This is a genomic window from Niallia sp. 01092 (genome assembly GCF_052318935.1).
Lineage (GTDB): Bacteria > Bacillota > Bacilli > Bacillales > Cytobacillaceae > Niallia.
The window spans coordinates 24,402-47,335 of record NZ_JBQRKO010000010.1 but is presented as its reverse complement, the minus strand read 5'-3'; the positions used below and the strand labels follow the sequence as shown (position 1 = coordinate 47,335).

The window sequence follows — 22,934 nt, the reverse complement described above, 5'->3', positions numbered from 1 at the left end:
TTACTTAGCAAGCTCCAAAAATCCTTTTCCAAATACATCGCGGACATCATGAATAGCAATAAATGCTTCTTCGTCTACTTCTTTGACAATTTTCTTTAAAGTAACCATTTCTTGTTTGCTGATGACAATATAAAGAATTTCTTTCGCATCTTTTGAATAGAAGCCTCTTCCGTACATAACCGTTACGCCTCGATCCATTATGTCATTTACTTTTTCTGCGATTTCGCTTTGTTTACTTGAAATAATCGTGACAGCCTTCTTCGGATTCAGTCCTTCAATAATAAACTCCATTACTTTCGTTGCGATATACAACATCACAATCGTAATCATCAATTTTTCCGGTCCTATAATAAAATAAGAAGAAAAAGCAACAATTAAATCAAAAAACAATAAAGAAAAGCTGACATTCCAGTCGAGATATTTATTTGTAATTTTTGCTAAAATCGTTGTTCCGGCCGTTGTTCCGCCCACTTTTAAAATCATACCGATGCCAATTCCTGCCAGCACACCGCCGAATATAGCATTAATGACCATCTCATTTGATTCAATACGCCAGTTTTCCGTTACATGTAAAAATAATGAATTAAAAATAACAGCAATTATCGTATAAATACATGTCTGTTTATCTAAAAATTTATATCCTATTACAAGTAAAAAACCATTGAGAATAAAACTAACAATTCCTGGCCCCCATTGAAATAAGTAAAACAAAATAATTGTAATCCCGGTGACGCCGCCTTCTCCAAATTTATTTGGAATAACAAATAAATTAACTGCTAAAGCAAATAAAAAGGATCCCAGCAAAATAAACACGATATCTTTTACTTTTTTGTACATTTCTTTCTTCATATTTTTCACCATTTATCCTATTCTTCTATAATAATTGACTGCATTTACAGTCTGTCTTAACGATTTATATCACGTTTATCCATTGTTTGTAAATATCTTTTTGTAAGAAAAGCGGAAGCGTCTTGAACAGCTCTGAAGAAAAATGTTCTCATGACTCAAAAAAGTGTTTTTTACTTTTAGAGGCATGAGGTTATTTTCCACAAGAGCTAGGCGCTGCAGCTAGACCGTTATCTATCTTAAGAAATAAATTAATTATTTATTTTAACAATATAACAGAAGAAATAAATATTTCCATGGACAAAAAAGAAAGGATAACTAGTTCATCTTGAACTAATTATCCTTTCATTATGACTAAAAACGATCATTCTTAAACTTTTCTACATTACTCCTCTTATCCCTCTGTTACAAGCAGCTTTGCTCTTGTTTGTTTGGCTGCTTCTACCATTACTTTTAATGCTTCAACTGTTTCATATTCTCCGCGTGTTTTTAATCCGCAGTCTGGATTGATCCAAAACAATTTCGAATCAAGCACCTTTAACGCGCGATCGATGTTTCTTGTGATTTCTTCTAATGTTGGAATACGCGGGCTGTGGATATCATAAACCCCTAGGCCGATCCCTTTTTTATATTCATTTACTTCAAACGCTTCAATCAACTCTCCATGGCTTCTTGATGTTTCGATGGAAATGACATCTACGTCTAAAGCATCAATGCTGTTAATAATATTTTTAAAATCTGAATAGCACATATGTGTATGAATTTGTGTTTCATTTTTTACGCACGATACAGACAATTTAAATGCATATACTGCACCATTTAAATAGCCCTCTTTTTTGCTTTCCTTTAATGGAAGCCCTTCGCGGATAGCTGGCTCATCGACTTGAATCATGCGAATGCCGCTTTGTTCCAACGCTTTCACTTCTTTGCGGAGCGCAAGTGCAATTTGATTTACTACTTGTTGTCTGGAAATGTCATTTCGTACGAAAGACCAGTTTAAGATTGTAATTGGACCTGTCAGCATTCCTTTTACTGGCTTCTTTGTTAAGGATTGTGCGTATACTGTTTCTTTCACTGTCATTGGCTCAATGAATGCAACATCTCCAAAAATCACAGGCGGTTTTACACATCGTGAACCATAAGACTGCACCCATCCGAATTTTGTAAACTGGAAGCCAGCTAATTTTTCACCGAAATATTCAACCATGTCTGTTCGTTCAAATTCACCATGCACTAATACGTCTATTTCTAATTTTTCTTGAATGTCAATCCATCTTTTTGTTTCTTCTTCAATAAATTTTCCATATTCTTCGTTGGAAAGTTCTCCTTTGCGCCATTTTAAACGATTCTTTCTAACTTCTGCAGTTTGCGGGAAACTTCCAATTGTTGTTGTTGGCAAAATGGGCAAGTTAAATACTTTCTCTTGAAGAGCTAAACGTTCTTCAAATCCAGCATATCTTTCGGAAGCGTAAGAAGAAATATTTTGAATCGCTTCTTGTACTTCTGCATTATTACGGTGAGAAGATGCTGCCAATGCAGCAATTGCTTTTTCACTGTTGTCCACTTCATTTTGAATCGCAGCTTTCCCTTCCTGTAAGCCTTTCGCAAGAATCGCTACTTCTGCTAATTTTTCATCCGCAAAAGAAATTGCCTCTTTTAATACTGGCTCTAATTCTTGTTCATTCTTAGCAGTAACTGGTACATGTAAAAGACTACAAGATGGCTGTACAACAACACGATCTTTTCCTACTATGTGTCCAATTTCTTCTAAAAGAGAAGAGATTTTTCCAAGAGAAGCTTTCCAAATATTTCTTCCATCTACAACCCCAGCAAATAAAACTTTATCTTCCGGAAAGCCCTTTTCTTTTAATGCTGCAAGATTTTGTCCTTCATCATGTACAAAATCAAGTCCAATTGCCTGAACAGGTAGTGAAACGACTTCTTCATATTGCTCGATTGCTTCAAAATACGTTTGCAAAATAAATTTTAGTTTTGGCGCAGCTGTTGTTAATGCTGTATAAACTGGCTTAAATAATGCCAACTCTTCTTTTGTTATGGATGTAGATAAAATCGGCTCATCAATTTGCAGCCACTCTACTCCTTCTTCTTGAAGCTGCTTTGCAACTTCTTCATATAAAGGCACAAATTGATTTACGATAGCTGCAAAATCCTCTTGTTTATATCCTTTTGATAGTTTTATAAAAGTGATTGGACCTAAAATAACTGGTTTACCGTTAATACTAAGCTTTTCTTTTGCCTCTTTATAAAAGCTTAAAGGACGGTTTTCTACAAGTACTGGCTGCGCATCATTCAATTCCGGAACAATGTAATGGTAGTTTGTATTAAACCATTTTGTCATTTCAGATGCTACAGCATTTTTCGCTCCACGGGCAATTTCAAAATATGTCTCAAGAGATACTTTGCCGCCATTGTATTCAAAACGCTTAGGCACAAGCCCAAACATTGCTGCTGTATCTAATACATGATCATATAAAGAAAAATCGCCAACTGGAATTAAATCAATTCCATGTTCTTTCTGTTTTTTCAAATGGCTTAAACGAAGCTCTTCAATTGCTTCTAAAAATTCCGCTTTTTCTATCTTGCCAGCCCAAAACTGTTCTAAAGCTTTTTTCCATTCTCTGTTTTCGCCGATTCTTGGGTATCCTAAATTAGAATTTTTTACATTGCTCATTTCTATTCTCCACTCCTAGTTCGTTGTTTTTTTACGCTCTTTTCGTATAAATTGTTGTTATTTACCCCGCAGCCTGAATACACTTCGCTTTCCGCGGACGAGTGCCGAGCCGCATCAATGCTATGCTCCTGTGGGGTCTCGTCTTTCTCGCTTTTCTAAGCAGGAGTCTACGTGTATTCAGGCTGCTCAGTGCTTCAGTCGTGTTTATTATTTTATTTAAAAACAACAAACTTTTGAAAAGAGCTTTTTTTTAAAATAAAAAATCTCCCTTTTCTTATTGGAAAAGAGAGATTAAAAGGCATTACAAATAATGTTGAGATGAATCGATTTTCTCAACAATGCATTCTAGTCACCCCTCTCTATATCCACGTAGAGTACAAGCGTACACAATAGGCAGGTCTCCTGACTTAGGATCAATGCTCCTTATCCCTTCCCATTTCAAAAAAGAAACAGTGGTAGTTGATAAGTTGCTCCCCATCACAGTGGCGGGACCGTGCCGGAATTTAACCGGTCTTCCCTTTTAAGCTGTATAAATAACTAACCTTACACAGCACCTAATATGTTGTTATGTATTCAATTTTCAAAAGAAAAATACAAATGATATTTTCCTTAAGACAACAAGCCTCTCTAACTTTTTAGAGAGGCTTGTTGTCTTAAGGATCCCTCTCTTATCTATCAAAGCGATGATAACTTTGCTGGAATTAGCACCTTTTCTTTTTGTTAGAATGGTTGCTGAGGCTTCAAAGGGCCAGTCCCTCCACCTCTCATCATAAGAGTTTTTATTTGCATTTTTTAATGTAATTGGATGGTAACACATGTAATAATCTTCTGTCAAAAAGAATTTTCAAATTTTTTTTTTTGTAATTAGAAAAAAACAGATACACAAGTTTTATTTTTATATTATTTCAATATATTAAATTTCATAAGGACAAATTCCAGCACTACTCCCATTTACATATAATGGATTGTTAAAAAAAGGAGCTGATAGTATGTACTACCCTTATTACGACAACAACCAACGAAAAACAAATGAATTGGCTTTAAATATTGCAAAAGCAATAGATGGTGAATACTCTGCAATTGCTTGTTATAAAGAGATAGAAAATTTAGCAAAAAACAAGACCGATAAAAAAATAATTCATGAAATTAGAAACGATGAAAAAAAGCATTTTCAAACTTTTTCCCAACTTTATACACAACTAACTGGACAGCAGCACACGCCTAAAATCACAGAACCATGTCCAAAAATGTATAAGGAAGCGCTTGATTTTGCTTTTCATGATGAACAAGAAGCAGTCGATTTTTATTTGGATATTGCCTATCAATCAAATAATCCATTAATCAAAGAAGCATTTACAAGGGCGGCGATGGATGAACAAAATCATGCTGTTTGGTTTTTATATTTATTGAGATAAATGATAGTATTCTTATCCGCTTTTAATTGAACTGTGCTCTATATTTTTTTCAAAAACTAATTGTTTTCCCTTCTCTCCAGTATACGTTCTCCCGGTGTCGACATAGTTCATCCTTTCATATAAACGAATGGCCTTCTCATTTTTATGATTAACCGATAATACAATCGTATCAATGTCTGGAAAGTTCTCTTTTACAAAGGAAATTAACTCGTTCATTATCTTTTTTGACAACCCGTTTCCTCGATAATTTGCATCAATGGAAAAAGTGCGGAAAAGGATTGCATGATCATAAACTCCGAATATGGACTGATGCTGCAGCTTTTCTAAAACGAAAAAACCAATCACTTGCTCCTGACAATTAACGACAACAGGATAAATGTCCTTATTTTCTTCGAGTGCATCAATCACCTGTATCGGCGAGCTCGAAAACTGTGTTTCCCCAAAGCAATACTGTTCCATTTTTTTACGATGGGATTCGTTGTAAATAAACATAGAAATATTTGACGATTCTTTTAGCATCGTTAAAACACTCCCCTCTAAATAGCGGTTTATCCTTAACGTACCATATAATGCTTTATATTTCCCGTTATTTACATACAATTTTTTAGGAGTACTTCAAATTTTATGAAACTTTTTGCTATAAACCCACGTATATATACTAACCGGATAAATTATATTAGAATATAATATAATCAAAATAAAAATGATTCGACATTAAAATAAGGAAAGAAGTGGATAGCGATGGAATTAGCTGCTAGATTACTCGTTTTTGCAGGTGAAATCATTTCAGCATTTAGTGTAGCAGCATATCATTATTTTCTAGAAGAGCTAAAAAAATAAAAAGTGTTCCTTCTTCACCGCATAATTATTGTTATAATAAAAAGCAAAAATAAATGAGGTGTACTAGTAATGGCAAACAATCAAACAACAGAACAAGCATCTGATTTTCCAGAAAAATTAGCAAAGCCAGCAAAACGAGCACTGTTTGGTGCAGGTTATGTGCAGTTAAGTCAACTCACAAAAATTACAGAAAAAGAACTATTAGCGCTTCATGGGATGGGACCAAAGGCTTTGGAACAACTAAAACAAGCACTTAAAGAGAAAGGTTTGTTTTTTTTTGATGAATAGATAGCTAAACGACCTATCTATTCATCAAAAAAATGTAAAATAGTGTATAATACATATTAAGAATGAAAAAACACAATTCGGTTGGTAGTCCGGATGCATCTATCATTTAGATGTCAGTAACCTTCCCCTCCTCGGGATGTCCATCATTCTATTTTTTATTGAGGAGGGACTCTATATGAAACTAACCATTTATCATGATGGGCAATTTTATATCGGGTTAATTGAAACCGTATCTGCTAATAAATTGAAAGCCTATCGCTACGTTTTTGGTAAAGAACCAAAAGATCAAGAAGTTTTAGATTTTGTACAGAAAGACTTGCTGTCATTTATCGCTGTGCATAGCCAAAAAGGTATAACGGTGAAAAAAGAAGCACAAAAGAAAATCAATCCGAAAAAACTGCAGCGAAAAGTGTCAAAGGAAATAAAACAAAAAACTATTTCCTCACAAGCTCAAGAAGCTATCAAAGCCGAATATGAAGAACGAAAAAAAGAAAAAGTAATAAAAAGTAAACAACAAAAAGAAGAACAACAGCAGTACAAACGAGCGATAAAAATTCAAAAAGCAAAAAATAGGCATAAAGGCAGATGAGGGAAAATTCATTTCGCTGGCAACTAAGTTGTCAGTTTTTTTATTCCAACGCTAAACATTTGACAAAAAAAGTTATTTATGCTATAATTTACAATTGTGATTTTTAACTATATAATAGGGTTCTCATGGCCATGAGAACCCTATTTTTGCGTTTAATAAGGAGGAAGCTCATTTGAAAACAGGTCAATCCAGTATTACTTCCTTAGTTTCTGCTTTTAGCAGAGCTTATCATAGTGAGTTTGATCGTCCCCTAATATTTGATGATTATATAGCTAAAGATTTAATTTCTCAGCAAGAAAAAAATATGATAAAAGAAAATATGGTCCAAGGAATACAGTTTTTTAACAAAGATATTGCAGCTAAATTAGACAATAATGCAGATAAATTATTAAAATGGATTACACAAATCCAGCTATCGCCAACCCCTTTGGCACGTGCTGCTTATTGTGAAAAAGTATTGTTACATGAAATGATGTTAGGTACACAGCAATATGTTATTTTAGGAGCAGGTTTAGATACTTTTTGTTTTCGCAACCCGCACGTAAAAAACAAACTGGAAATTTTCGAGCTAGATCATCCGTCTACACAGGAAAATAAAAAGAAGCGCTTAAAAGATGCCAAACTGGAAACTCCGGATCATCTACATTTTGTGTCGATGGATTTTACTGAAAAATTTTCGTATCAGCAGCTTAAACATGCTGGTTTTGATGGTACGAAAAAAACTTTTTTTAGCCTATTAGGTGTTTCCTATTATTTATCAAAAGAGCAACTATCTCTTTTGTTAGAACAAATATTTGCACATATCCCATCTGGAAGCTCAATTGTGTTTGATTATGGGGATGAACATCTTTTTACAGAAAAAGGGTTATCTAACCGAGTCGAAAACATGGTGAAAATGGCTTTGGCTGGCGGTGAACCAATGAAATCTTGTTTTTCTTATTGTGAAATGGAAAAGATGCTTGAAAAAGTGGGTTTGCTGATCTTTAAGCACTTAACACCATATGATATCGAAGAGAATTACTTTAAAAATCGCAAAGACTATTTAAAAGCGTTTGAAACAATCCATTATATACATGCTGTAAAAAAATAAAAATTATGATCAGACCGCTCTATTCCTTGTCATTTTAAGGTATAAAGCGGTCTTTTTTCCATGAATTCAATTTTTTTATTTAACACGAATTTTTTGGTTTACATAAATCAAGTCGATATTTTGAATATCTGGATTTAGCTTTTTAATGGCTGCAATCGTGGTTTTATAGTCATTTGCAATGGACGTTACTGTTTCCCCTTTTTTTACAATATGGTAACGTGCCGTTTCAGGTGACGTTTTTTTATTTTCTGAAGGATTAATCCAGCTGCCTGGAACCCCTTTCTTCTGCGTCACATTGATCATTCCTTGAGATTCGTTGAAAATATAATAATCTCCAATTGGCACAGTCCCTTTTTTATTTTGTTTTGCTTTCGCATCTGCTGCATTCATATATGCGTTCACTGTCGTTACAATATGATAGCTGTTTGTTTTCACTATATTGCTTTTTACTCCTTCCTTTACAGCTGCCACCGCTTTGGCAGTTTCCCAATGCCCAGGACTTTTTTTAATATCGTTCCGATCGATTGTCACACCATTCACTTCTACATCATTTTCATATTGGTGCATATGAATAAAATCAGCAACTTGTCCGCGGGACCATGCATAAGTTTGCCAGTAGTAGTCAGCAACATCTTTTACTGCATGCATGACAGTATAAGAACCATAAATCCCCAACTTATAATCTTTTAATGTCTTTTTTACCCCACTGAAATACTGGAGAACATCTTTAAGGTGGGCGGAATCTGCCTCAAAGTCGACAGCAAAATAGATTGCGGTCCCTTTAGGCTGTTCAACAGCATATGCATATTCCATTGCCTCTTTTGCATCCGCAACTCCCTGCTCATAGGTAAAATACGCTCCATAATTTGCACTTTTTTGAAAAATGCTGATAAGATAAAGACCTGCTACTTGAATGACCTCCGCTTCTTTTTTATCAAATGACTTCCAGCTGTTGCCAAGATAACGGGCTGCATAATCAAAACCTGCATTCTTTAAACTCCTTGCCGTTACTTCTGTTAATTTCGTTGAACAATCAAATCCCTTTTCCATTTAATACACACTCCTAATAAACTATTTATTATTTATATAGAAAAAGAACACCCACTGAGGCAGCTACTCTTACATTATTTATAAAAACTAATTCAAAAAATATCCTGATTATTGATCTCTATCACAACAAAAACATTTAGTCATTCTCAATAGAGAACATTTACATAAGAATAAACTAGAAAATAAAAGCATCATATTTTGCCACTAATTGTCACCTTTCATTTTGAAAAGAACATAATATTATTGATAGATGGCATTATTGCTCCAATAACTATCTACTTTCAATATATTCTACTTACTGCAAATTGTTGTAAACAAACTACTATTTTGGGGACTGCTATATTATTCGTTTTCCAAATTATTCTTCATTTAACAAAGGATTTACAATCCCTTCTATCTAAATTAATATTCAAATGCTATTTTATATGTAGTGGGGATAGCATGCGTGGCTATCATGGTATTTGGCGAAGGCGGAGCCGATACTTTTTTTATTTTCAATCTAGCAAAATAAATTCTTCCTCTTTCTTTTCCTATTAAAAAATGAACAACTTCCTTTCATAAGCAGCTACATCATCCGTTTATTTCAATTCACTTATTTATTTCTGAAACTTTTTGTTATGTAAGTCGTATTTTATTCCAAGAAGTGGTTATGCAATGGAATTATCTTTTGTGGAGCATAACGTTGTCCCATTAAATACTAATAGTAAAGGATGTTACATAAAAAAGAATATATCATATAATTTAATAATCTATTAAAGTAGCACTATTAAAGGAGTTTTATATGCAGAAATTTTCCTACTCTCCTCCTAAGTTTAAGCCATCAACTAAAATAATAGATGTAATGGACGAACAAGGTAATGTAGTATGCAAATTCAAAAGAACTTACAAAAACTTAATAGCTAAAATAGGAAATTATATATTTGATATTGATTGGTCTGTTCAGTATGACGCTTATTCAAATGATGGAGATATAGTTTTTCAGAGCAAAAAAGTAACGAAGTGGTTCGGTAGGCCAGAGTACAATGTATTTAACTGTAAGACAAATGAGGAATTCAATGTAAGTTATAAAACATGGCAAAAAATTGCCCCTGAATTCCTCATTACTAATAATACGAGTGAATATGTATTAAAAAAAGAACTCATGGATTGGGTTAGGTTTTATCACCAAGGTAAAGAAGTGGCAAGATGGAATAGGAAAGCTACAGAATTATTCAAAACATATTTAGAAATTGAAGAAGATTGCCCTATCCAAGACCCGGAATTTTTTATTTGTTTGTTTCAAAATATTTTCTATGTCGGCGACTAAAAATATTTTACATTTTTAAGTAAATCAAGTTTCAGCATGCGCGTTGAAAAAAGTGATACTTCCTAATCTTTAGTAAAATAACTTAATTTCCATATTCTACATACCACTAAATCGGTTTTATCGATCGGTTTAATCAAAATAATCATCTTTATTAATGAATGGATTAAGGATAAACTTTCTTTAAACGGACAGATGGAGGAGGATTAAAAATGAAAATTGCATCCATTATAGGCAGCTCAAGAGCTGAAGGAAACACTGAATTACTAGCAAACGAGGTCTTGAAAGACATAAAACATCAAAAGGTATATTTAAAGGACTTATCTATTCAACCAATTGAAGATTTACGCCATACAAAAGAAGGATTTCAACTCATAGATGATGATTATGATCAAATCGTAAAAGTATTCATGGAAAACGATGTAATCATCTTTGCCACACCAATATATTGGTATACGATGTCGGGCTTAATGAAAAATATGATTGATCGACTTAGTCAAGCGATACGTGATGAAAGGTACCCACAATTTAAAGAACGTATCAAGACAGTAGAGGCGATTGTTATTGCGGTAGGTGGAGATGAACCAAGAATAAAAGGCCTGCCCCTTATTCAGCAATTCCGCTATACTTTCGATTTTTTAAATATGAATTTCTCAACTTATATTTTAGGAGAAGCAAACAAACCAGGTGATATCCTAAACGATTCTCAGGCTTTATCACAAGCTCAATTTTTAAATAAAAGTCTTGCTGCACGCAGCTCAATTAAAGAAATACAGTCATAAGAGCAGTAGGATTGTTTTACTGCATAATTTTCATCTACTAATACATAAATTTCACCATAACCGTTAAACTAAGGAAAAAGAGGTGAAATAATGTTGAAAAATTCACTTGCAAATATCCTTATTGCCAGCTTTTTTTTAAAGAGGAATTTAGATTGGCATCGTAGAGCAGTCATTCTTTCTTTTCCTGTATTTCTTCTTGCTATGATGATTCAATCAGAATACACTATTTATCGAATAAAAAAGGAAAAAGCATAAAGATTATTAGTTACCAGCGATAAATTAAAAAAGAGGCTCAAGATAAAGTGGCTAAGTTCCAGCAGCTTTATCTTGGACCTCTTTCTTTCTCCCCTACAATAAACCCCTCTTTAAGATATAACTTCAAACGTTTTTGCATTAAATCTTTATATCTATTATTCTTACTTCCCCGATTTATCTAGAAAGATTAGAATTAAATACTAGTCTTTCTTCTAAATTGTCGTACAGTGGCACTAAAATAGTTATTTACTATTTACTATTTATTACATATGTTAATATTATTAATATAACTATATGGAGGCGATATTATGTCATTTGCAAAAACACCAAAACCACCTTATTATGCTGTAATTTTTACTTCTCAAAGAACAGAAAAAGATGATGAAGGGTATGGTCAGGTTGCTAATTTAATGGTTGAACTTGCTTCTAAACAACCGGGTTTTTTAGGTGTTGAAAGTTCTAGAGATCAAGATGGTATAGGAATCACTGTTTCCTATTGGGACAGCTTAGAATCTATAAAATTATGGAAAGATAATATGCCTCACCAAAAAGCTCAAGAAAAAGGGAAAACTGATTGGTACTCCAAATACATAACTCGTATCTGTAAAGTTGAAAGAGATTATTCTTTTAATAAATAGAAATTTATTCGGGGCTCGTATTATCGAAGCCTCTTTTCGCGCCTTATTTATCAAGATTACTAAAAATACTTACCACTTTAAATCCGTACAACTTATATAATTTATTAAGGGAGCCTTTCACTTGAAAACGTTAAAATACTTTTTTTGGATAACTGATATCGGTTTTATTATTTATTGGTTCATTACTCTGTTTCATTTAGTTCCAAGTCAATATTTATTCAAAGATTACAATAATCCTATCCTAAGCGCTTGGAATTGGTCGTTTTTTCCATTAGATATACTCATATCAATTACTGGGTTTACTAGTCTTTACTTCTATAAGAAAAGTAATCCTAACTGGACAAAACTAGCTTTAATATCTTTAATTCTAACATCATGTTCTGGACTACAAGCCCTTTCCTTTTGGGTTTTAAGGTCAGATTTTGATATTTCTTGGTGGCTGCCGAACTTATATTTACTTTTATATCCATTATTTTTTCTCCCCCGATTCATTAAGGCAGATCAGAAATAAATACTGGTCTGTCTTCTTCACTAATTTTCAAGACAACATGATATTTATCTTTCCTTCTTAATAATTGACATTATCTCGTCTAGTGATTGTTCATATGCACTTTTATCATAATGATCAGAATACGGATTAGCAAATCCATGGTCTGCATTAAACAAGTGAACATCAACACTTTGATATTTTTCGTTTTTTAGTTTAATTATTAATTCATGAACGTTAAATGATTTTTCATTTTCAGCAAAAAATAAAGATACTGAGCATTTAGGTGTTTTTTGATAATAGTCTCTAATTCTTGAGCCATAGAAACAAAATGCTCCCTTCAGATATGCATTTTGTGTACTGCATATCCAGGCAATGGTTGCCCCAACACTAAACCCTACTAAATAAATTTCACTATAGCTTTTATGTACTTGATTAATTAGTTTATTTATAGCAACAGCACCTTTTTCAAACCCAATATAATGGAAAAAATTATTGTATGCTTCATCTTCCTGATGCTTACTAAAAGATTCGTCTAAGTAAAGTAAATTAGGACAAATCACATCAAAACCATTTTCTTCGAATATTTTTTTAAATAAATTCATATGGTCATTTACTCCATAAATTTCATGAACTAGAATTACTAGTTGATCTCTTTTTTTAATAGATGACATCCATTTCCTCCTTCAAACTAGCTTAGCCAAACATTCTAAGTTGATTGGACAGCTCTTTTCCTTTCCCATGAAGTCCAAGTTTATTTTGCAATTGAGTTGGTAGTATACAAGTAATATTTTTTACGTCCTCCACAGTAATATCTTTTTGATTTGTATAACCCGAAATTTCTTCTCCTATCATTGTAAAATCAAAGGGTGAATTTTGGAATATGATTTCTGCCAACTTTATATACATTTCATTGACTTCATTTAACCAAGGATTTAACTCTTTAGTAAGAGGATATTGATAAGGGTATTTCTTTCCAAATGAGGCTTGCGGTATAGAAATATCTAACCAATCTGACTCACCACTCACTCTAATCACGCAGATCATACAAGGAAGTTCATTTTCTTCCGACAAATATAAGAATCCATAAAACTGATCTACACTTTCATCTTCAATATTTATTGGTAGAGAAATAGAATGCTTTTCATAATCCTTTTTTTCTCCCCACATTCCATTAAAGAAGTCACTCTTACACAAAGCATTCAGAGCTTCGTTAATCCTTTTGTCATCACCGAATGGATGATATTCAATCGATAGCTCATAAAAACCGCCGATCCAATTTTCAGGATTAATATAATAATCATATTCCATTTTGTCTTTCACCCCTTTTTAGAAACTTTTAGAAATATTTACGGTGCAATAAATTTTTTTATAATTTTTAAAAAGCCTTTCCACCGAACGTTTATTCGCTTAAAATGAATATACATATTTAAACAAGAAAGGATGGTTTTTTGATTTTTCCTTATCGTAATGACCCTAGAAAAACGTTAATTCCCTACTTAAGCAATCTTGATGAAGAGTATTGGTTTAAAGAATCAGACTTTTATCCAAAAAATCTCGCTTGGATTGTTTCCCATATTTCAAACAGCGAAGACTATTGGATTAATGAAATTGGACTAAAAAAGAATTGTATTTTAAATATAAATGATGACTGTTCTCCAAAAGAAATATTAGATAGCTATATTCACATTAGAAATTATACAGATGATATACTGAATACATTTGATTCTTCACAACTTGATAAATTAGTTGAAGTTCCAACGTTTTCAGATGGATGGACACCACCTTCCATACCTACTCTATACTGGTTGTATCATCATGTTTACACACATGAAGTATATCATGTTGGACAAATTGCAATTTTCGCACGTATGAATGGATTTCAAAAGCCCTTATTTTAAACATGCTGCCAAGTAGGGAGATCTGCCTTCTCGATATAATAAAAAACGTGACACACACATTCAGGTACATATTATTCAGTAAAAATATAGCCTATAATTTTCTAATTTTCACATGTATAATGGCAGTATTATTTTAAAGGGGTGTTCTGATTTGTTTTATAAGCTTACAAAAAAGCAACAGCAATCAATGATAGCTGACATTCAATATTTCTTTTCTCAAGAAAGAGATGAAGAAATATCTGAATTTGCTGCAGAAAGAGTATTAGATTTCGTTAAGGAGTCACTTGCTCCTCATTTCTATAATGCGGCAGTTTTAGATGTTAAACATGTGGTTGAACAGCAATTTTCTTCTCTTGAAGATGAAATATTGACCCTTGAACGTCCGACCAAAAGTTAAATAATTTATTCAAGAGTGAAATTGTTCAGCATTTCACTCTTTTTTATTGTCAAGTTTCATCTAATTGCAACATTACAACTCTTGATAGCTAACCCTCTTTTATATAAAATTAACTTGAAGTGATACTATGCATTACCAGAATTTATATCCTGCTTCTGTGAGGATTTTGTACCATTGTTCCCTTGTCATCTGCACACCCTCAAGTGAATGTAATGCTCTCTTTATACGCTGTCTATTTCCTGTTCCTAATACTATAACAGAATCGGACGGATGCTTTAAAAGCCACTTGTAAATCACTTCATCTATTTCCTCAAGGTGAAGTTCTTTCCTAATACCTTCTAATACATTCCTCATATTTTCTTCAAAAGCATTTTTAGGATTGAAAATTCTGCCTCCAGCTAATGGAGACCAAAACATCGGATGGATACCTTCCTTTAAACAATGAGTCATTGTACCATTTTTATAATTTTCGATTCCTAAAGGATTTAACATAAATTGATGCGTAACAAATTTTACATCTGAATATTTTTGCAGTGTGTCGAATTCCAAAGGATTATGGTTTGATAATCCAAAGTATCTAACCTTTCCTTCCTCTTTTAATTGAAGAAACGTATCATTTAATTCTTTCGGATTAACAAGCAAGTCATGCATATGAATAAGTAGTATATCAATATAGCTGGACTTAAGTTTTTCTAATGATTTATTTACCTGATTTATGATGTATTCACTATCTGAATTAAAATATCTTGTTTTTATTGTTGGATTTTCTTTACTAGGAACGCATATGGAGCATTTTGAAATAATTTCAATTTTTTCTCTTAACTGAGGTTTTAATTCTAAAACTCGAATAGTTCTTCATTATGATGATTGCTACCATATATGTCAGCATGATCAAATGTTGTAATTCCTTGTTCAATACACCATTCTACAAATTCCACTCTTTGTTCAACGTTTAAGTTCCATTCATTCATCCGCATACATCCAATAACTATTTTTGATACCGAGAAATTGTTCTGTATATTTACTTTCACAATAGGTCCCTCCATGGATTATTTATTTTTTCCTAATATCCTAATTCTGCTCATAAAAATGTTTATTCCTTCTTATTTCAGTTCAAAAAAGATACACTTGTTAAAGTAAATAGTACGTTTAGTTGAGAAAATATAAAAACATTAGTAATCACAGCACCGTTTTGAGGTACTTACTAAATAAATGACACAAGAAATGACGTATGAATTAGCATACGTCATTTTGTTTTTATATCAAGATTTATTAAGCTTTTTGATTACTTTTGGCACCATAAAGAATATTGACTTACTAATCATAAGAAAAAAGCCCACAAATTGCGGTCCTTTTGTAATTATTTCTTCGACTAAAGGGTGCTTATCTACAGTATTACCAACAAAAGATTGATAGAATGCACCTTTTATCTTTATGTACATGTATGCCAAGATAAGTGGTTAAGGACTTGACATGGAGCCTCCGTGGGTACGATTGGTCATGAAAGGCTGAAGCAGTTGTTTCATCAGGCATTCGAGCCTATCATACCCACCACTCCAAGTAAAGTCCTATCTTTGTGTACGTTGAAAACTATAAATAATTACTGTAGATAATGCTTCCACAAAGATAGAAAATTACCATTTTTGTTATCATAAAATACGTTGAATACGGTGGAAAAACATACTGTAGATAAGTCACCCTATAGTTGAAGAAGGAAATTCCTCTTTTAGTTACAGAATAGGTTCGTACTGTTCGTTAATCCTCCTTTTCCCCTCACATTTTAGATCTAATAAGACCCAAAAATCATCCTGGGTTGCTCCTCTTATTGTTTTCTGGATACTTCCATTTCCTTTTTTAACTCTCGTACTTGTTGTCGTAAATATAAATTATCTCTTGGTAATTGCTTTATAGGAACAAGTCTTTCATCTTTAAGAAGTTGACTCAATCTTTGCTTACTTATATCTAATAATTCTCTTGTTTCTTGAACGTTTTATTTAATCAACACCATGTAAACACTTGTGTTTAAAGGACATTATCTCATCAACCGCTTCAAGATAGCCACCGGCTTCTTTTAGAGTTTTCCCAACTTTACAACTATTTTCTTTAAATTTTGGTTTGTTTAATACTATATTAACTGTATTTCTTAAATCCTCTTTAGTTAATGTTTCCCTATCTAAACTTAACCCTGCTCCCAATTCTTCAATTCTTTTTGCAACAATCGGCTGATCACCAAATGCAGGGATAACGACTAACGGCACACCATAATACAATCCTTCACTTGAACTGTTCATACCTCCATGAGTCACAAAAATATCTGCTATTTGTAATACTTCTAATTGAGGAACATAATTAAATACATGGAAATTAGAAGGTATATCTTTCAATTGACTGATATCTGTTTGTTTACCAACGGATAGTATCACGTCAGCGTCACAATCTTTAAAAGCTTTAAAACATGTTTCATACAACTTAGGCTGTTGATTAAACACTGTGCCCATTGAAATAAATATAACTTTATTATCCTGTTTTTTAAAATTAAGGTGATCTACATCTTTCCTAGGAACGATTGAAGGTCCAACAAACTTATAAGTTTGATTAAAATTATTTGCATTTGGTTGGTAGTATTTTGAGGTAAATACAATATTCAAGTCTCCTGGTTGATGCATAAAGTCTACAATCCCCCCTAAATGTAGACCATACTCCTCATTTAAAGCATTTAAGCTTTTTAAAAAATCTTGGTATATTTCACTCTTTTGCATTTCTTCGCTTTGATTTATTGCTTTTGTAAACATACTCTCCTCGAATGCAAATGTTGTACAAGATGTAATAGCAGGTATTTTAAGTGAGTTGGCAACTATTTTCCCGACTATAAAATTAATATCATAAATGATATAGTCATAGCCTTCACCTTTAACTTCATCAATTATTTTATTTGCAATTGATCCAGCCTTATTCGCTAATTTATTTAAGGTTATCAAACTGTATCCATAATTCATAATACTTTTTGCTACATCATTCGAATTAAAAAACTTATCAAAAGATCTAAACTTAGCACCTGTCTTTTCGATTTTATACTGGTAATCTTCAATGCAGTAATAAGTAACTTCTTCTCCTCTTTTCATGAGTTCTTCAACAATAGCTAAAGTTGGGTTCACATGGCCTTCTCCAGGAAATGTTATTATTAGAACCTTTGACAAACTTATCACTCCTTCTCTAGATATAAAAACATGTCTATAGACACATTAATTATCATCCCAGATAAAACAAATGTCAATTTTTAACAACAACTCCTCATAAATATTTACAATCTATTATTCTTAGTTTTTTATATACATCGTTTAAGGAGCTAGTTTTGGAAATTTTCGTTAATGTTCATTTCCTTCAGAATTCCTAATAATAATTAATATAATGAATTCTTGTAAATAGCCGAAATTCGAGCTTGGCGCATATATGATACAATTACTGTGAACGATCTGAGGTTTTCCTTCCGATCGCTCACTCAGAAAAAAGAGATGTCCATGGTGTTCGAGTCGCTGTCCGAAATTTTTTATTACTCCGCCATATTATTAATCGAGTCTTGCGGACTGTATACCGAAATGTGGTCCACTTTACCTGTTGATGATGGGATTATAAATTTAAGTTGGAATTGCTTATTCACTGTGTATACGTAAATGTTGTCATTGCGATTTTTTAATAGTTTTGTTGGTTTACCTAATGTATTGACTACTTGATCATAAGTAATGGTTTGAAGCTTCGGATTATATGAGCGTATATCAAAAATGAGTGAGCCTTTATTAAATCCTACCGTAACCTTTTGTTTAGAATAGGTAGCATATAATCCCTTTGCTACTGCATCCGTCCTATCTGGATTTCCCCATGCCTTTTCCACATCGTCGTCAATTAGATCATAATGGGCACGGAAAGGACAATTAGGAACCTGGCCGTTCTTCGCCAGTTCATACAAATGTTTAATGAACTCTGTTTTGGCTGATTGCGTTGATGATATGCTGCCATTTCCCTTCTGTTCTGATTGATCGGACCCATTACCTTGTCGATCATTATTGCTTTGGGAGGGAGCTGGATTATTTGATGAGCTTGATTCATTTGTAGTCTGTGACTCTTGCTGCTCGTGACTCGCAGCTGAAGATTCACTGCTCTTACTATGGCTACTGCATGCTGCCAACATACCAAAAATAAGGACAGTGACAGCAGTAAATTTGCAACCCTTCTTAAAACCAGACATCATTTTTAAAACAACTCCCATCTTAAATTAACAATTTTAGTTTGACTATACCTGGTACACCCATCACTTATAAAATCTGCCGAAAAAAAGAGGCCCTTAAAAAGGATTAGTGATACGCTTATACGGATTTTCATAGTCACTGCGGCTAATAGCACCTGATATGACATAAGATTTTCGGACTCTTTGGTCCATTTTTCATTTATTTCTTATAAGTGAATATTGATTCCTTACCGAATATGTAATCCTTTTATTTTCCTTAACCATATCGGTACTTCTAACTGATAATTTTTTTATAGTTTCAAAGAAAATTTTGGGGTATGACCGAATGAGTTCCCCCATAACATTTTTTGGATTAAGTTAATAAAAAATCATATGTCAAAATACCAAAAATATACAGGTGGATCTTAAAAATAAAAAAGCCACATGTTCATCAATCATTGTTGATTCTGCTCTTTTTAGATACTTGTAAATCGTAGTCTTCAATTAGCATAACTAAACCAATCAGACTTTTATATAAATTATCTATCTTTATTTTTAATTCACACTAGTTTTTTTTGCTTTCATATTCTTTTCAACCTCGATACTATCGTCTAGTTTATACAAATCAACATATGCTTCTTTTTCTTCTATCTTCTCTAATTCGTAATGGACATCATCTACAAACGATAGTAACGGTAAGCGAGGGTTTTCACTTTCACTTACCGGCCCTTTTAACGATGCACTCGTTTATGCTTTTTCCAAGATTTTTGTGGAAGGTTTCGCTTATACTGAAACCAAATATCAAGATAAGAATCTTTAGAGTCAAGCTCCTTATACCCCATGCTGAACATAAAACTTTAATTGATAGCGTAAAGCTGCAAATCATCTTACTCGACATTTTATTTGAGGATCTAAGAAAATAAACTTTTTATTTTCTTCCACAATGAAGTTCTGATATTTTTGATTTTTCATAAAATAAAATCATCACTTTAGACAATATATGGTAAAATGGTTGTATATTATTGTTTTTTGTTATTAAAAAAGTACAAAAGAGGGTGTATCTATGTTAAAAAATTCAATAAGATTTATTGCACTGTCTATACTATTGTTATCTTTTTGGGAGAGTAGTGCTTTATCCGTTTTTGCATCAACATATACGGATGATGTAACAGCACCAGATGCGCCACAAGTGAATGAGTTAACAGATCAAGATACAGTTGTCACGGGAACTGCTGAACCTAATTCAGTTATTAATGTTAAATACGGTACGTTAATATTAGGAACAGGTACTACAAATGAGGACGGAACATTTACGGTTTCCATTCCAAAGCAGTCACAGAGAGGAAGGGTTGAAGTTACGGCTACGGATGCTGCTGGAAACGAGAGTGAAGCAACAGTAGTTTATATAGTAGATGTAACAGCCCCACTAGCTCCCTATGTTAATGTGGTAACAGATAATTCCACAATGTTAACAGGGTCAGCAGAAGCATATTCTACTATTACTGTAAAAAATGGATTAACTGTCATCGGAACTGGTACAGCATCGACAAAATGGTCATTCTATGTTTATATTCCTAAACAAATAGCAGGAACAAAACTTCAAGTAACAGCAACTGATCGTGTAGGTCATACAAGTGAAGCTACAGAGGTAACTGTAACATCATCGACTCAATAGAGTCCCCTACATTTAATCCCTTATAGTATATAACCTGAAATAAATTCCGTTTTCAGCTTCATTTTAAAGTAATATACATTAGTTGTTGCCTATATTATAGTGGTGGTTACATGTAAAAAACGCCCTTCACTAGAAAGACGCTTTTGCTAAGTTCACCAGCCAAGAGGAGGATCATATAATTTTCCGCCTCTTGGGTCTGTATATCCTCCCTTAGGCATAATGGTGAGTGATCCATCCCCTTTAGACCAGTCACCTATAAATAAAACCATCAATTTTCCCTCTAAAACTGCGAAAGAAAAAAATTCCTACCTTATAACATGATAATGTGAAACATAATTTTTCGGGCAATGCCAGCAATTACCTATTCACTACATCACCCGCTTAAACATCTTCTCCATTTCATAAGAAGAATAATGCACAATAATCGGTCTGCCGTGTGGGCATGTAAACGGATCTGTTGTTGTGCGCAATTCGTCGAGCAAACTTTGGATTTCGTCGTTGCGAAGATGGCGGTTTGCTTTGATGGAGCCTTTGCAGCTCATCATAATCGCTGCTTCTTCGCGCAGTGCTTTGATGTCGACTTTTTTCATGGAGAGTACTTGTTCAATCATGTCTTCGATTGTTTCTTTTTCTTCTCCTTTTGGAAACCATTGTGGGTGGGAACGGATTAAATAGCTGTGAATCCCAAATGGTTCTAAAAAGACGCCGACTTTTTCCAACTCTTGTTTATGTTCTTCGATTTTCATCCATTCATCTAATGAGTATTCAAGGGTAAGCGGGATCAACAATTCTTGCAGATCATTATGCACTTCTCCTACTTTCTCTCGAAAAAATTCATATTTAATCCGCTCTTGGGCAGCATGCTGATCAACAATATACAATCCTTTTTCATTTTGCGCAAAAATGTACGTGCCATGCATTTGGCCAATTGGATAAAGAGGTGGGACCCGATTTTCCGTTTCGACATCTTGTAAAACTTCTTCTTCCCACTCTTCCTCTACTTCCATTTTTGTTGGAGTTTCTTCATTTTCTTGAAAAAGAACATCCATTTTTTCCATTAACCATTCTTCTCTACGTTCTGGCAGCTTTTCTTCTCGAATAAATTGTGGTTCAGGCTCTCTTTTTGGCTCCTCAATAGGCAATTTTTCTTCTGGCATATTAAAGGATGAACTAATTGCCGCTTCTTTTACCGTATCAAATGAAAGGAAAGTTTGTTCATCTTTTGGTCCTTTTGCTTTTTCCTTCATAAATCCTGATGGAATCAATTCTTTTTTCTTAAAAGCTGCTTTAATGCTTGTACTAACTAATTCATTCAGTTCTTGTTCTTTACTAAAACGGACTTCCATTTTCGACGGATGGACATTTACATCCACTAAGATTGGATCCATTTCCACATTTAACAGCACAATTGGAAATCTGCCAATTGGCAGTAGTGTATGGAACCCTTCTTGGATGCTGCGCACTAATGAATAATTTTTAATAAAGCGTCCATTAATCATCGTCGAAATATAATTTCTTGAAGCTCTTGTAATTTCCGGCAGCGCCATATAACCAGATAGTTTAAAATCTAAAGAGCTTCCTGTTATCGGAACCATTTTTTTGGCAATATTTAGTCCGTAAATGCTTGCGAGTACTTGTCTGACATCCCCGTTTCCATTTGTATGCAGAACTTTCCGGTCATTATGCACTAAACGAAATGAAATCTCTGGATGGGATAAGGCTAAGCGGTTGACGATATCCGTTATATTTCCAAGCTCTGTATGAATCGATTTCATATATTTTAGGCGAGCTGGTGTATTAAAAAATAAATCCTGAACGGTTATTTCTGTTCCTTTTCTGCTCGGAGCCTTTTCCTGCTTGATCAAGTTTCCGCCTTCTAATTCAACAAACGTTCCTGCTTCTCCAGTTGATGTTGTCATAAAAATACGGGAAACCGATGCAATACTCGGCAATGCTTCCCCCCTAAACCCAAGGGTCCGAATGCGAAAAAGATCATTTTCATCTTTAATTTTGCTTGTTGCATGGCGTTTAAAGGCGGTCAATACGTCCTCTTCGTCGATTCCCGCTCCATTGTCAATAATGCGGATGCTTGCAAGTCCTGCCTCTTCTAAAAATATTTCAATCGTCGTACTGCCTGCATCGATGCTGTTTTCCACTAATTCTTTTACAACCGAGGCTGGCCGTTCGACAACTTCCCCTGCAGCAATTTTATTCGATAATGCATCATCAAGCTGAAATATTTTTGCCATCTGTATCCCCTTCTTTTTTCGTAAAACTTTCGTGCGATTTTAAACAAATACGGGCGGGTTTGGTTTTCGCCCGTATTTTTATAAGATAAGAAAGTATAAATTTTCTGAAGTCTGACGGGTGTCTAGCTTCGAAGTATAGGATGTACAAGTGCCGGTGTTGCCACAGGACGTGGCGCATTTAGCCGGCCAGCGCCTAGCCCTTGTGAAAAATAACC

23 protein-coding genes and 2 riboswitches are annotated in these 22,934 nt (G+C 33.6%); of the genes, 12 read left to right on the top strand and 11 right to left on the bottom strand.

Annotated elements, in window-relative coordinates; translation table 11 throughout:
• Both ACTXGU_RS10955 and metE read right to left on the bottom strand, forming a co-directional pair.
• Positions 1-837: a YitT family protein gene (locus ACTXGU_RS10955; RefSeq protein WP_443481717.1), complete on the bottom strand. Its 837-nt coding sequence runs from the start codon at positions 835-837 to the stop codon at positions 1-3.
• A gap of 403 nt (positions 838-1,240) precedes the next feature.
• On the bottom strand, positions 1,241-3,538 hold the full coding sequence (gene metE, locus ACTXGU_RS10950) for a 5-methyltetrahydropteroyltriglutamate--homocysteine S-methyltransferase (RefSeq protein ID WP_443481554.1): 2,298 nt from the start codon (positions 3,536-3,538) through the stop codon (positions 1,241-1,243).
• 375 nt (positions 3,539-3,913) lie between these two features.
• Positions 3,914-4,111, bottom strand: a riboswitch (cobalamin riboswitch).
• Between the two features lie 92 nt (positions 4,112-4,203).
• Positions 4,204-4,314, bottom strand: a riboswitch (SAM riboswitch).
• Positions 4,315-4,527: 213 nt separating this feature from the next.
• Between metE and ACTXGU_RS10945 the strand changes: the two genes are divergently transcribed.
• Complete coding sequence (locus ACTXGU_RS10945) at positions 4,528-4,953, top strand: ferritin family protein (protein ID WP_443481553.1); 426 nt, start codon at positions 4,528-4,530, stop codon at positions 4,951-4,953.
• Positions 4,954-4,965: 12 nt separating this feature from the next.
• Here the strand turns inward: ACTXGU_RS10945 and ACTXGU_RS10940 are convergent, their stop codons facing one another.
• Positions 4,966-5,472, bottom strand: coding sequence for a GNAT family N-acetyltransferase (locus ACTXGU_RS10940; protein WP_443481552.1), 507 nt, complete (start codon positions 5,470-5,472; stop codon positions 4,966-4,968).
• Between the two features lie 390 nt (positions 5,473-5,862).
• Here ACTXGU_RS10940 and ACTXGU_RS10935 point away from each other — a divergent pair, with 390 nt between their 5' ends.
• The 3 genes from ACTXGU_RS10935 to ACTXGU_RS10925 all read left to right on the top strand — a co-directional run bounded on the left by ACTXGU_RS10935 (position 5,863) and on the right by ACTXGU_RS10925 (position 7,760).
• Positions 5,863-6,081 (top strand): DNA-binding protein, encoded by a 219-nt coding sequence (locus ACTXGU_RS10935; RefSeq protein ID WP_443481551.1) that lies wholly within the window; start codon positions 5,863-5,865, stop codon positions 6,079-6,081.
• A gap of 175 nt (positions 6,082-6,256) precedes the next feature.
• The gene (locus tag ACTXGU_RS10930) at positions 6,257-6,670 is read left to right on the top strand and encodes a YjdF family protein (RefSeq protein ID WP_443481550.1); all 414 of its coding nucleotides are present in this window, start codon (positions 6,257-6,259) and stop codon (positions 6,668-6,670) included.
• Positions 6,671-6,842: 172 nt separating this feature from the next.
• Positions 6,843-7,760 (top strand): class I SAM-dependent methyltransferase, encoded by a 918-nt coding sequence (locus tag ACTXGU_RS10925; RefSeq protein ID WP_443481549.1) that lies wholly within the window; start codon positions 6,843-6,845, stop codon positions 7,758-7,760.
• Between the two features lie 75 nt (positions 7,761-7,835).
• Here the strand turns inward: ACTXGU_RS10925 and ACTXGU_RS10920 are convergent, their stop codons facing one another.
• Entirely contained in the window at positions 7,836-8,810 is a 975-nt protein-coding gene (locus tag ACTXGU_RS10920; protein ID WP_443481548.1) for a glycoside hydrolase domain-containing protein, read from the bottom strand.
• A gap of 781 nt (positions 8,811-9,591) precedes the next feature.
• Here ACTXGU_RS10920 and ACTXGU_RS10915 point away from each other — a divergent pair.
• From ACTXGU_RS10915 to ACTXGU_RS10895, 5 genes are all read left to right on the top strand, one after another.
• Positions 9,592-10,116: a tubby C-terminal domain-like protein gene (locus ACTXGU_RS10915; RefSeq protein WP_443481547.1), complete on the top strand. Its 525-nt coding sequence runs from the start codon at positions 9,592-9,594 to the stop codon at positions 10,114-10,116.
• Between the two features lie 209 nt (positions 10,117-10,325).
• The gene (locus ACTXGU_RS10910; RefSeq protein WP_443481546.1) at positions 10,326-10,895 is read left to right on the top strand and encodes a flavodoxin family protein; all 570 of its coding nucleotides are present in this window, start codon (positions 10,326-10,328) and stop codon (positions 10,893-10,895) included.
• A gap of 90 nt (positions 10,896-10,985) precedes the next feature.
• Positions 10,986-11,150: a hypothetical protein gene (locus tag ACTXGU_RS10905; protein WP_443481545.1), complete on the top strand. Its 165-nt coding sequence runs from the start codon at positions 10,986-10,988 to the stop codon at positions 11,148-11,150.
• Between the two features lie 305 nt (positions 11,151-11,455).
• Positions 11,456-11,788 carry an antibiotic biosynthesis monooxygenase family protein gene (locus tag ACTXGU_RS10900; RefSeq protein ID WP_443481716.1) on the top strand — a complete coding sequence of 111 codons (333 nt, stop codon included), beginning with the start codon at positions 11,456-11,458 and terminating at the stop codon, positions 11,786-11,788.
• A gap of 121 nt (positions 11,789-11,909) precedes the next feature.
• On the top strand, positions 11,910-12,299 hold the full coding sequence (locus tag ACTXGU_RS10895) for a DUF5360 family protein (protein WP_443481544.1): 390 nt from the start codon (positions 11,910-11,912) through the stop codon (positions 12,297-12,299).
• A gap of 44 nt (positions 12,300-12,343) precedes the next feature.
• Here ACTXGU_RS10895 and ACTXGU_RS10890 read toward each other — a convergent pair whose 3' ends face one another.
• The gene (locus ACTXGU_RS10890) at positions 12,344-12,949 is read right to left on the bottom strand and encodes a dienelactone hydrolase family protein (protein WP_443481543.1); all 606 of its coding nucleotides are present in this window, start codon (positions 12,947-12,949) and stop codon (positions 12,344-12,346) included.
• Positions 12,950-12,971: 22 nt separating this feature from the next.
• A complete protein-coding gene (locus ACTXGU_RS10885) occupies positions 12,972-13,586 on the bottom strand; it encodes a hypothetical protein (RefSeq protein ID WP_443481542.1) in 615 nt (204 codons plus the stop codon).
• Between the two features lie 140 nt (positions 13,587-13,726).
• Here ACTXGU_RS10885 and ACTXGU_RS10880 point away from each other — a divergent pair, with 140 nt between their 5' ends.
• Entirely contained in the window at positions 13,727-14,176 is a 450-nt protein-coding gene (locus ACTXGU_RS10880; RefSeq protein WP_443481541.1) for a DinB family protein, read from the top strand.
• A gap of 151 nt (positions 14,177-14,327) precedes the next feature.
• Positions 14,328-14,573, top strand: coding sequence for a DUF2164 domain-containing protein (locus tag ACTXGU_RS10875; RefSeq protein ID WP_443481540.1), 246 nt, complete (start codon positions 14,328-14,330; stop codon positions 14,571-14,573).
• Between the two features lie 132 nt (positions 14,574-14,705).
• On the opposite strand, the gene ACTXGU_RS10870 is transcribed toward ACTXGU_RS10875, so the two are convergent.
• The 4 genes from ACTXGU_RS10870 to ACTXGU_RS10855 all read right to left on the bottom strand — a co-directional run bounded on the left by ACTXGU_RS10870 (position 14,706) and on the right by ACTXGU_RS10855 (position 18,819).
• Complete coding sequence (locus ACTXGU_RS10870; RefSeq protein WP_443481715.1) at positions 14,706-15,422, bottom strand: aldo/keto reductase; 717 nt, start codon at positions 15,420-15,422, stop codon at positions 14,706-14,708.
• Entirely contained in the window at positions 15,410-15,604 is a 195-nt protein-coding gene (locus tag ACTXGU_RS10865) for an aldo/keto reductase (RefSeq protein ID WP_443481539.1), read from the bottom strand. The genes ACTXGU_RS10870 and ACTXGU_RS10865 overlap by 13 nt, the downstream gene beginning before the upstream one ends.
• Before the next feature lie 963 nt (positions 15,605-16,567).
• On the bottom strand, positions 16,568-17,770 hold the full coding sequence (locus tag ACTXGU_RS10860) for a macrolide family glycosyltransferase (protein WP_443481538.1): 1,203 nt from the start codon (positions 17,768-17,770) through the stop codon (positions 16,568-16,570).
• A gap of 353 nt (positions 17,771-18,123) precedes the next feature.
• On the bottom strand, positions 18,124-18,819 hold the full coding sequence (locus ACTXGU_RS10855; protein ID WP_443481537.1) for a YjgB family protein: 696 nt from the start codon (positions 18,817-18,819) through the stop codon (positions 18,124-18,126).
• Positions 18,820-19,858: 1,039 nt separating this feature from the next.
• On the opposite strand from ACTXGU_RS10855, the gene ACTXGU_RS10850 reads away from it, so the two are divergent.
• A complete protein-coding gene (locus ACTXGU_RS10850; RefSeq protein ID WP_443481536.1) occupies positions 19,859-20,470 on the top strand; it encodes an Ig-like domain-containing protein in 612 nt (203 codons plus the stop codon).
• 368 nt (positions 20,471-20,838) lie between these two features.
• Here ACTXGU_RS10850 and mutL read toward each other — a convergent pair whose 3' ends face one another.
• Complete coding sequence (mutL, locus tag ACTXGU_RS10845; protein ID WP_443481535.1) at positions 20,839-22,719, bottom strand: DNA mismatch repair endonuclease MutL; 1,881 nt, start codon at positions 22,717-22,719, stop codon at positions 20,839-20,841.
• Positions 22,720-22,934: the final 215 nt, after the last annotated feature.

What these genes read in the sequence shown, in the direction of transcription:
- ACTXGU_RS10890 (WP_443481543.1), bottom strand. Translation starts at nt 12,949, where the DNA reads ATGTCATCTATTAAAAAAAGAGATCAACTAGTAATTCTAGTTCATGAA.
- ACTXGU_RS10930 (WP_443481550.1), top strand. Translation starts at nt 6,257, where the DNA reads ATGAAACTAACCATTTATCATGATGGGCAATTTTATATCGGGTTAATT.
- ACTXGU_RS10915 (WP_443481547.1), top strand. Translation starts at nt 9,592, where the DNA reads ATGCAGAAATTTTCCTACTCTCCTCCTAAGTTTAAGCCATCAACTAAA.
- ACTXGU_RS10910 (WP_443481546.1), top strand. Translation starts at nt 10,326, where the DNA reads ATGAAAATTGCATCCATTATAGGCAGCTCAAGAGCTGAAGGAAACACT.
- ACTXGU_RS10940 (WP_443481552.1), bottom strand. Translation starts at nt 5,472, where the DNA reads ATGCTAAAAGAATCGTCAAATATTTCTATGTTTATTTACAACGAATCC.
- ACTXGU_RS10855 (WP_443481537.1), bottom strand. Translation starts at nt 18,819, where the DNA reads ATGATGTCTGGTTTTAAGAAGGGTTGCAAATTTACTGCTGTCACTGTC.
- ACTXGU_RS10885 (WP_443481542.1), bottom strand. Translation starts at nt 13,586, where the DNA reads ATGGAATATGATTATTATATTAATCCTGAAAATTGGATCGGCGGTTTT.
- ACTXGU_RS10850 (WP_443481536.1), top strand. Translation starts at nt 19,859, where the DNA reads ATGTTAAAAAATTCAATAAGATTTATTGCACTGTCTATACTATTGTTA.
- ACTXGU_RS10905 (WP_443481545.1), top strand. Translation starts at nt 10,986, where the DNA reads ATGTTGAAAAATTCACTTGCAAATATCCTTATTGCCAGCTTTTTTTTA.
- mutL (WP_443481535.1), bottom strand. Translation starts at nt 22,719, where the DNA reads ATGGCAAAAATATTTCAGCTTGATGATGCATTATCGAATAAAATTGCT.
- ACTXGU_RS10945 (WP_443481553.1), top strand. Translation starts at nt 4,528, where the DNA reads ATGTACTACCCTTATTACGACAACAACCAACGAAAAACAAATGAATTG.
- ACTXGU_RS10955 (WP_443481717.1), bottom strand. Translation starts at nt 837, where the DNA reads ATGTACAAAAAAGTAAAAGATATCGTGTTTATTTTGCTGGGATCCTTT.
- metE (WP_443481554.1), bottom strand. Translation starts at nt 3,538, where the DNA reads ATGAGCAATGTAAAAAATTCTAATTTAGGATACCCAAGAATCGGCGAA.
- ACTXGU_RS10935 (WP_443481551.1), top strand. Translation starts at nt 5,863, where the DNA reads ATGGCAAACAATCAAACAACAGAACAAGCATCTGATTTTCCAGAAAAA.
- ACTXGU_RS10920 (WP_443481548.1), bottom strand. Translation starts at nt 8,810, where the DNA reads ATGGAAAAGGGATTTGATTGTTCAACGAAATTAACAGAAGTAACGGCA.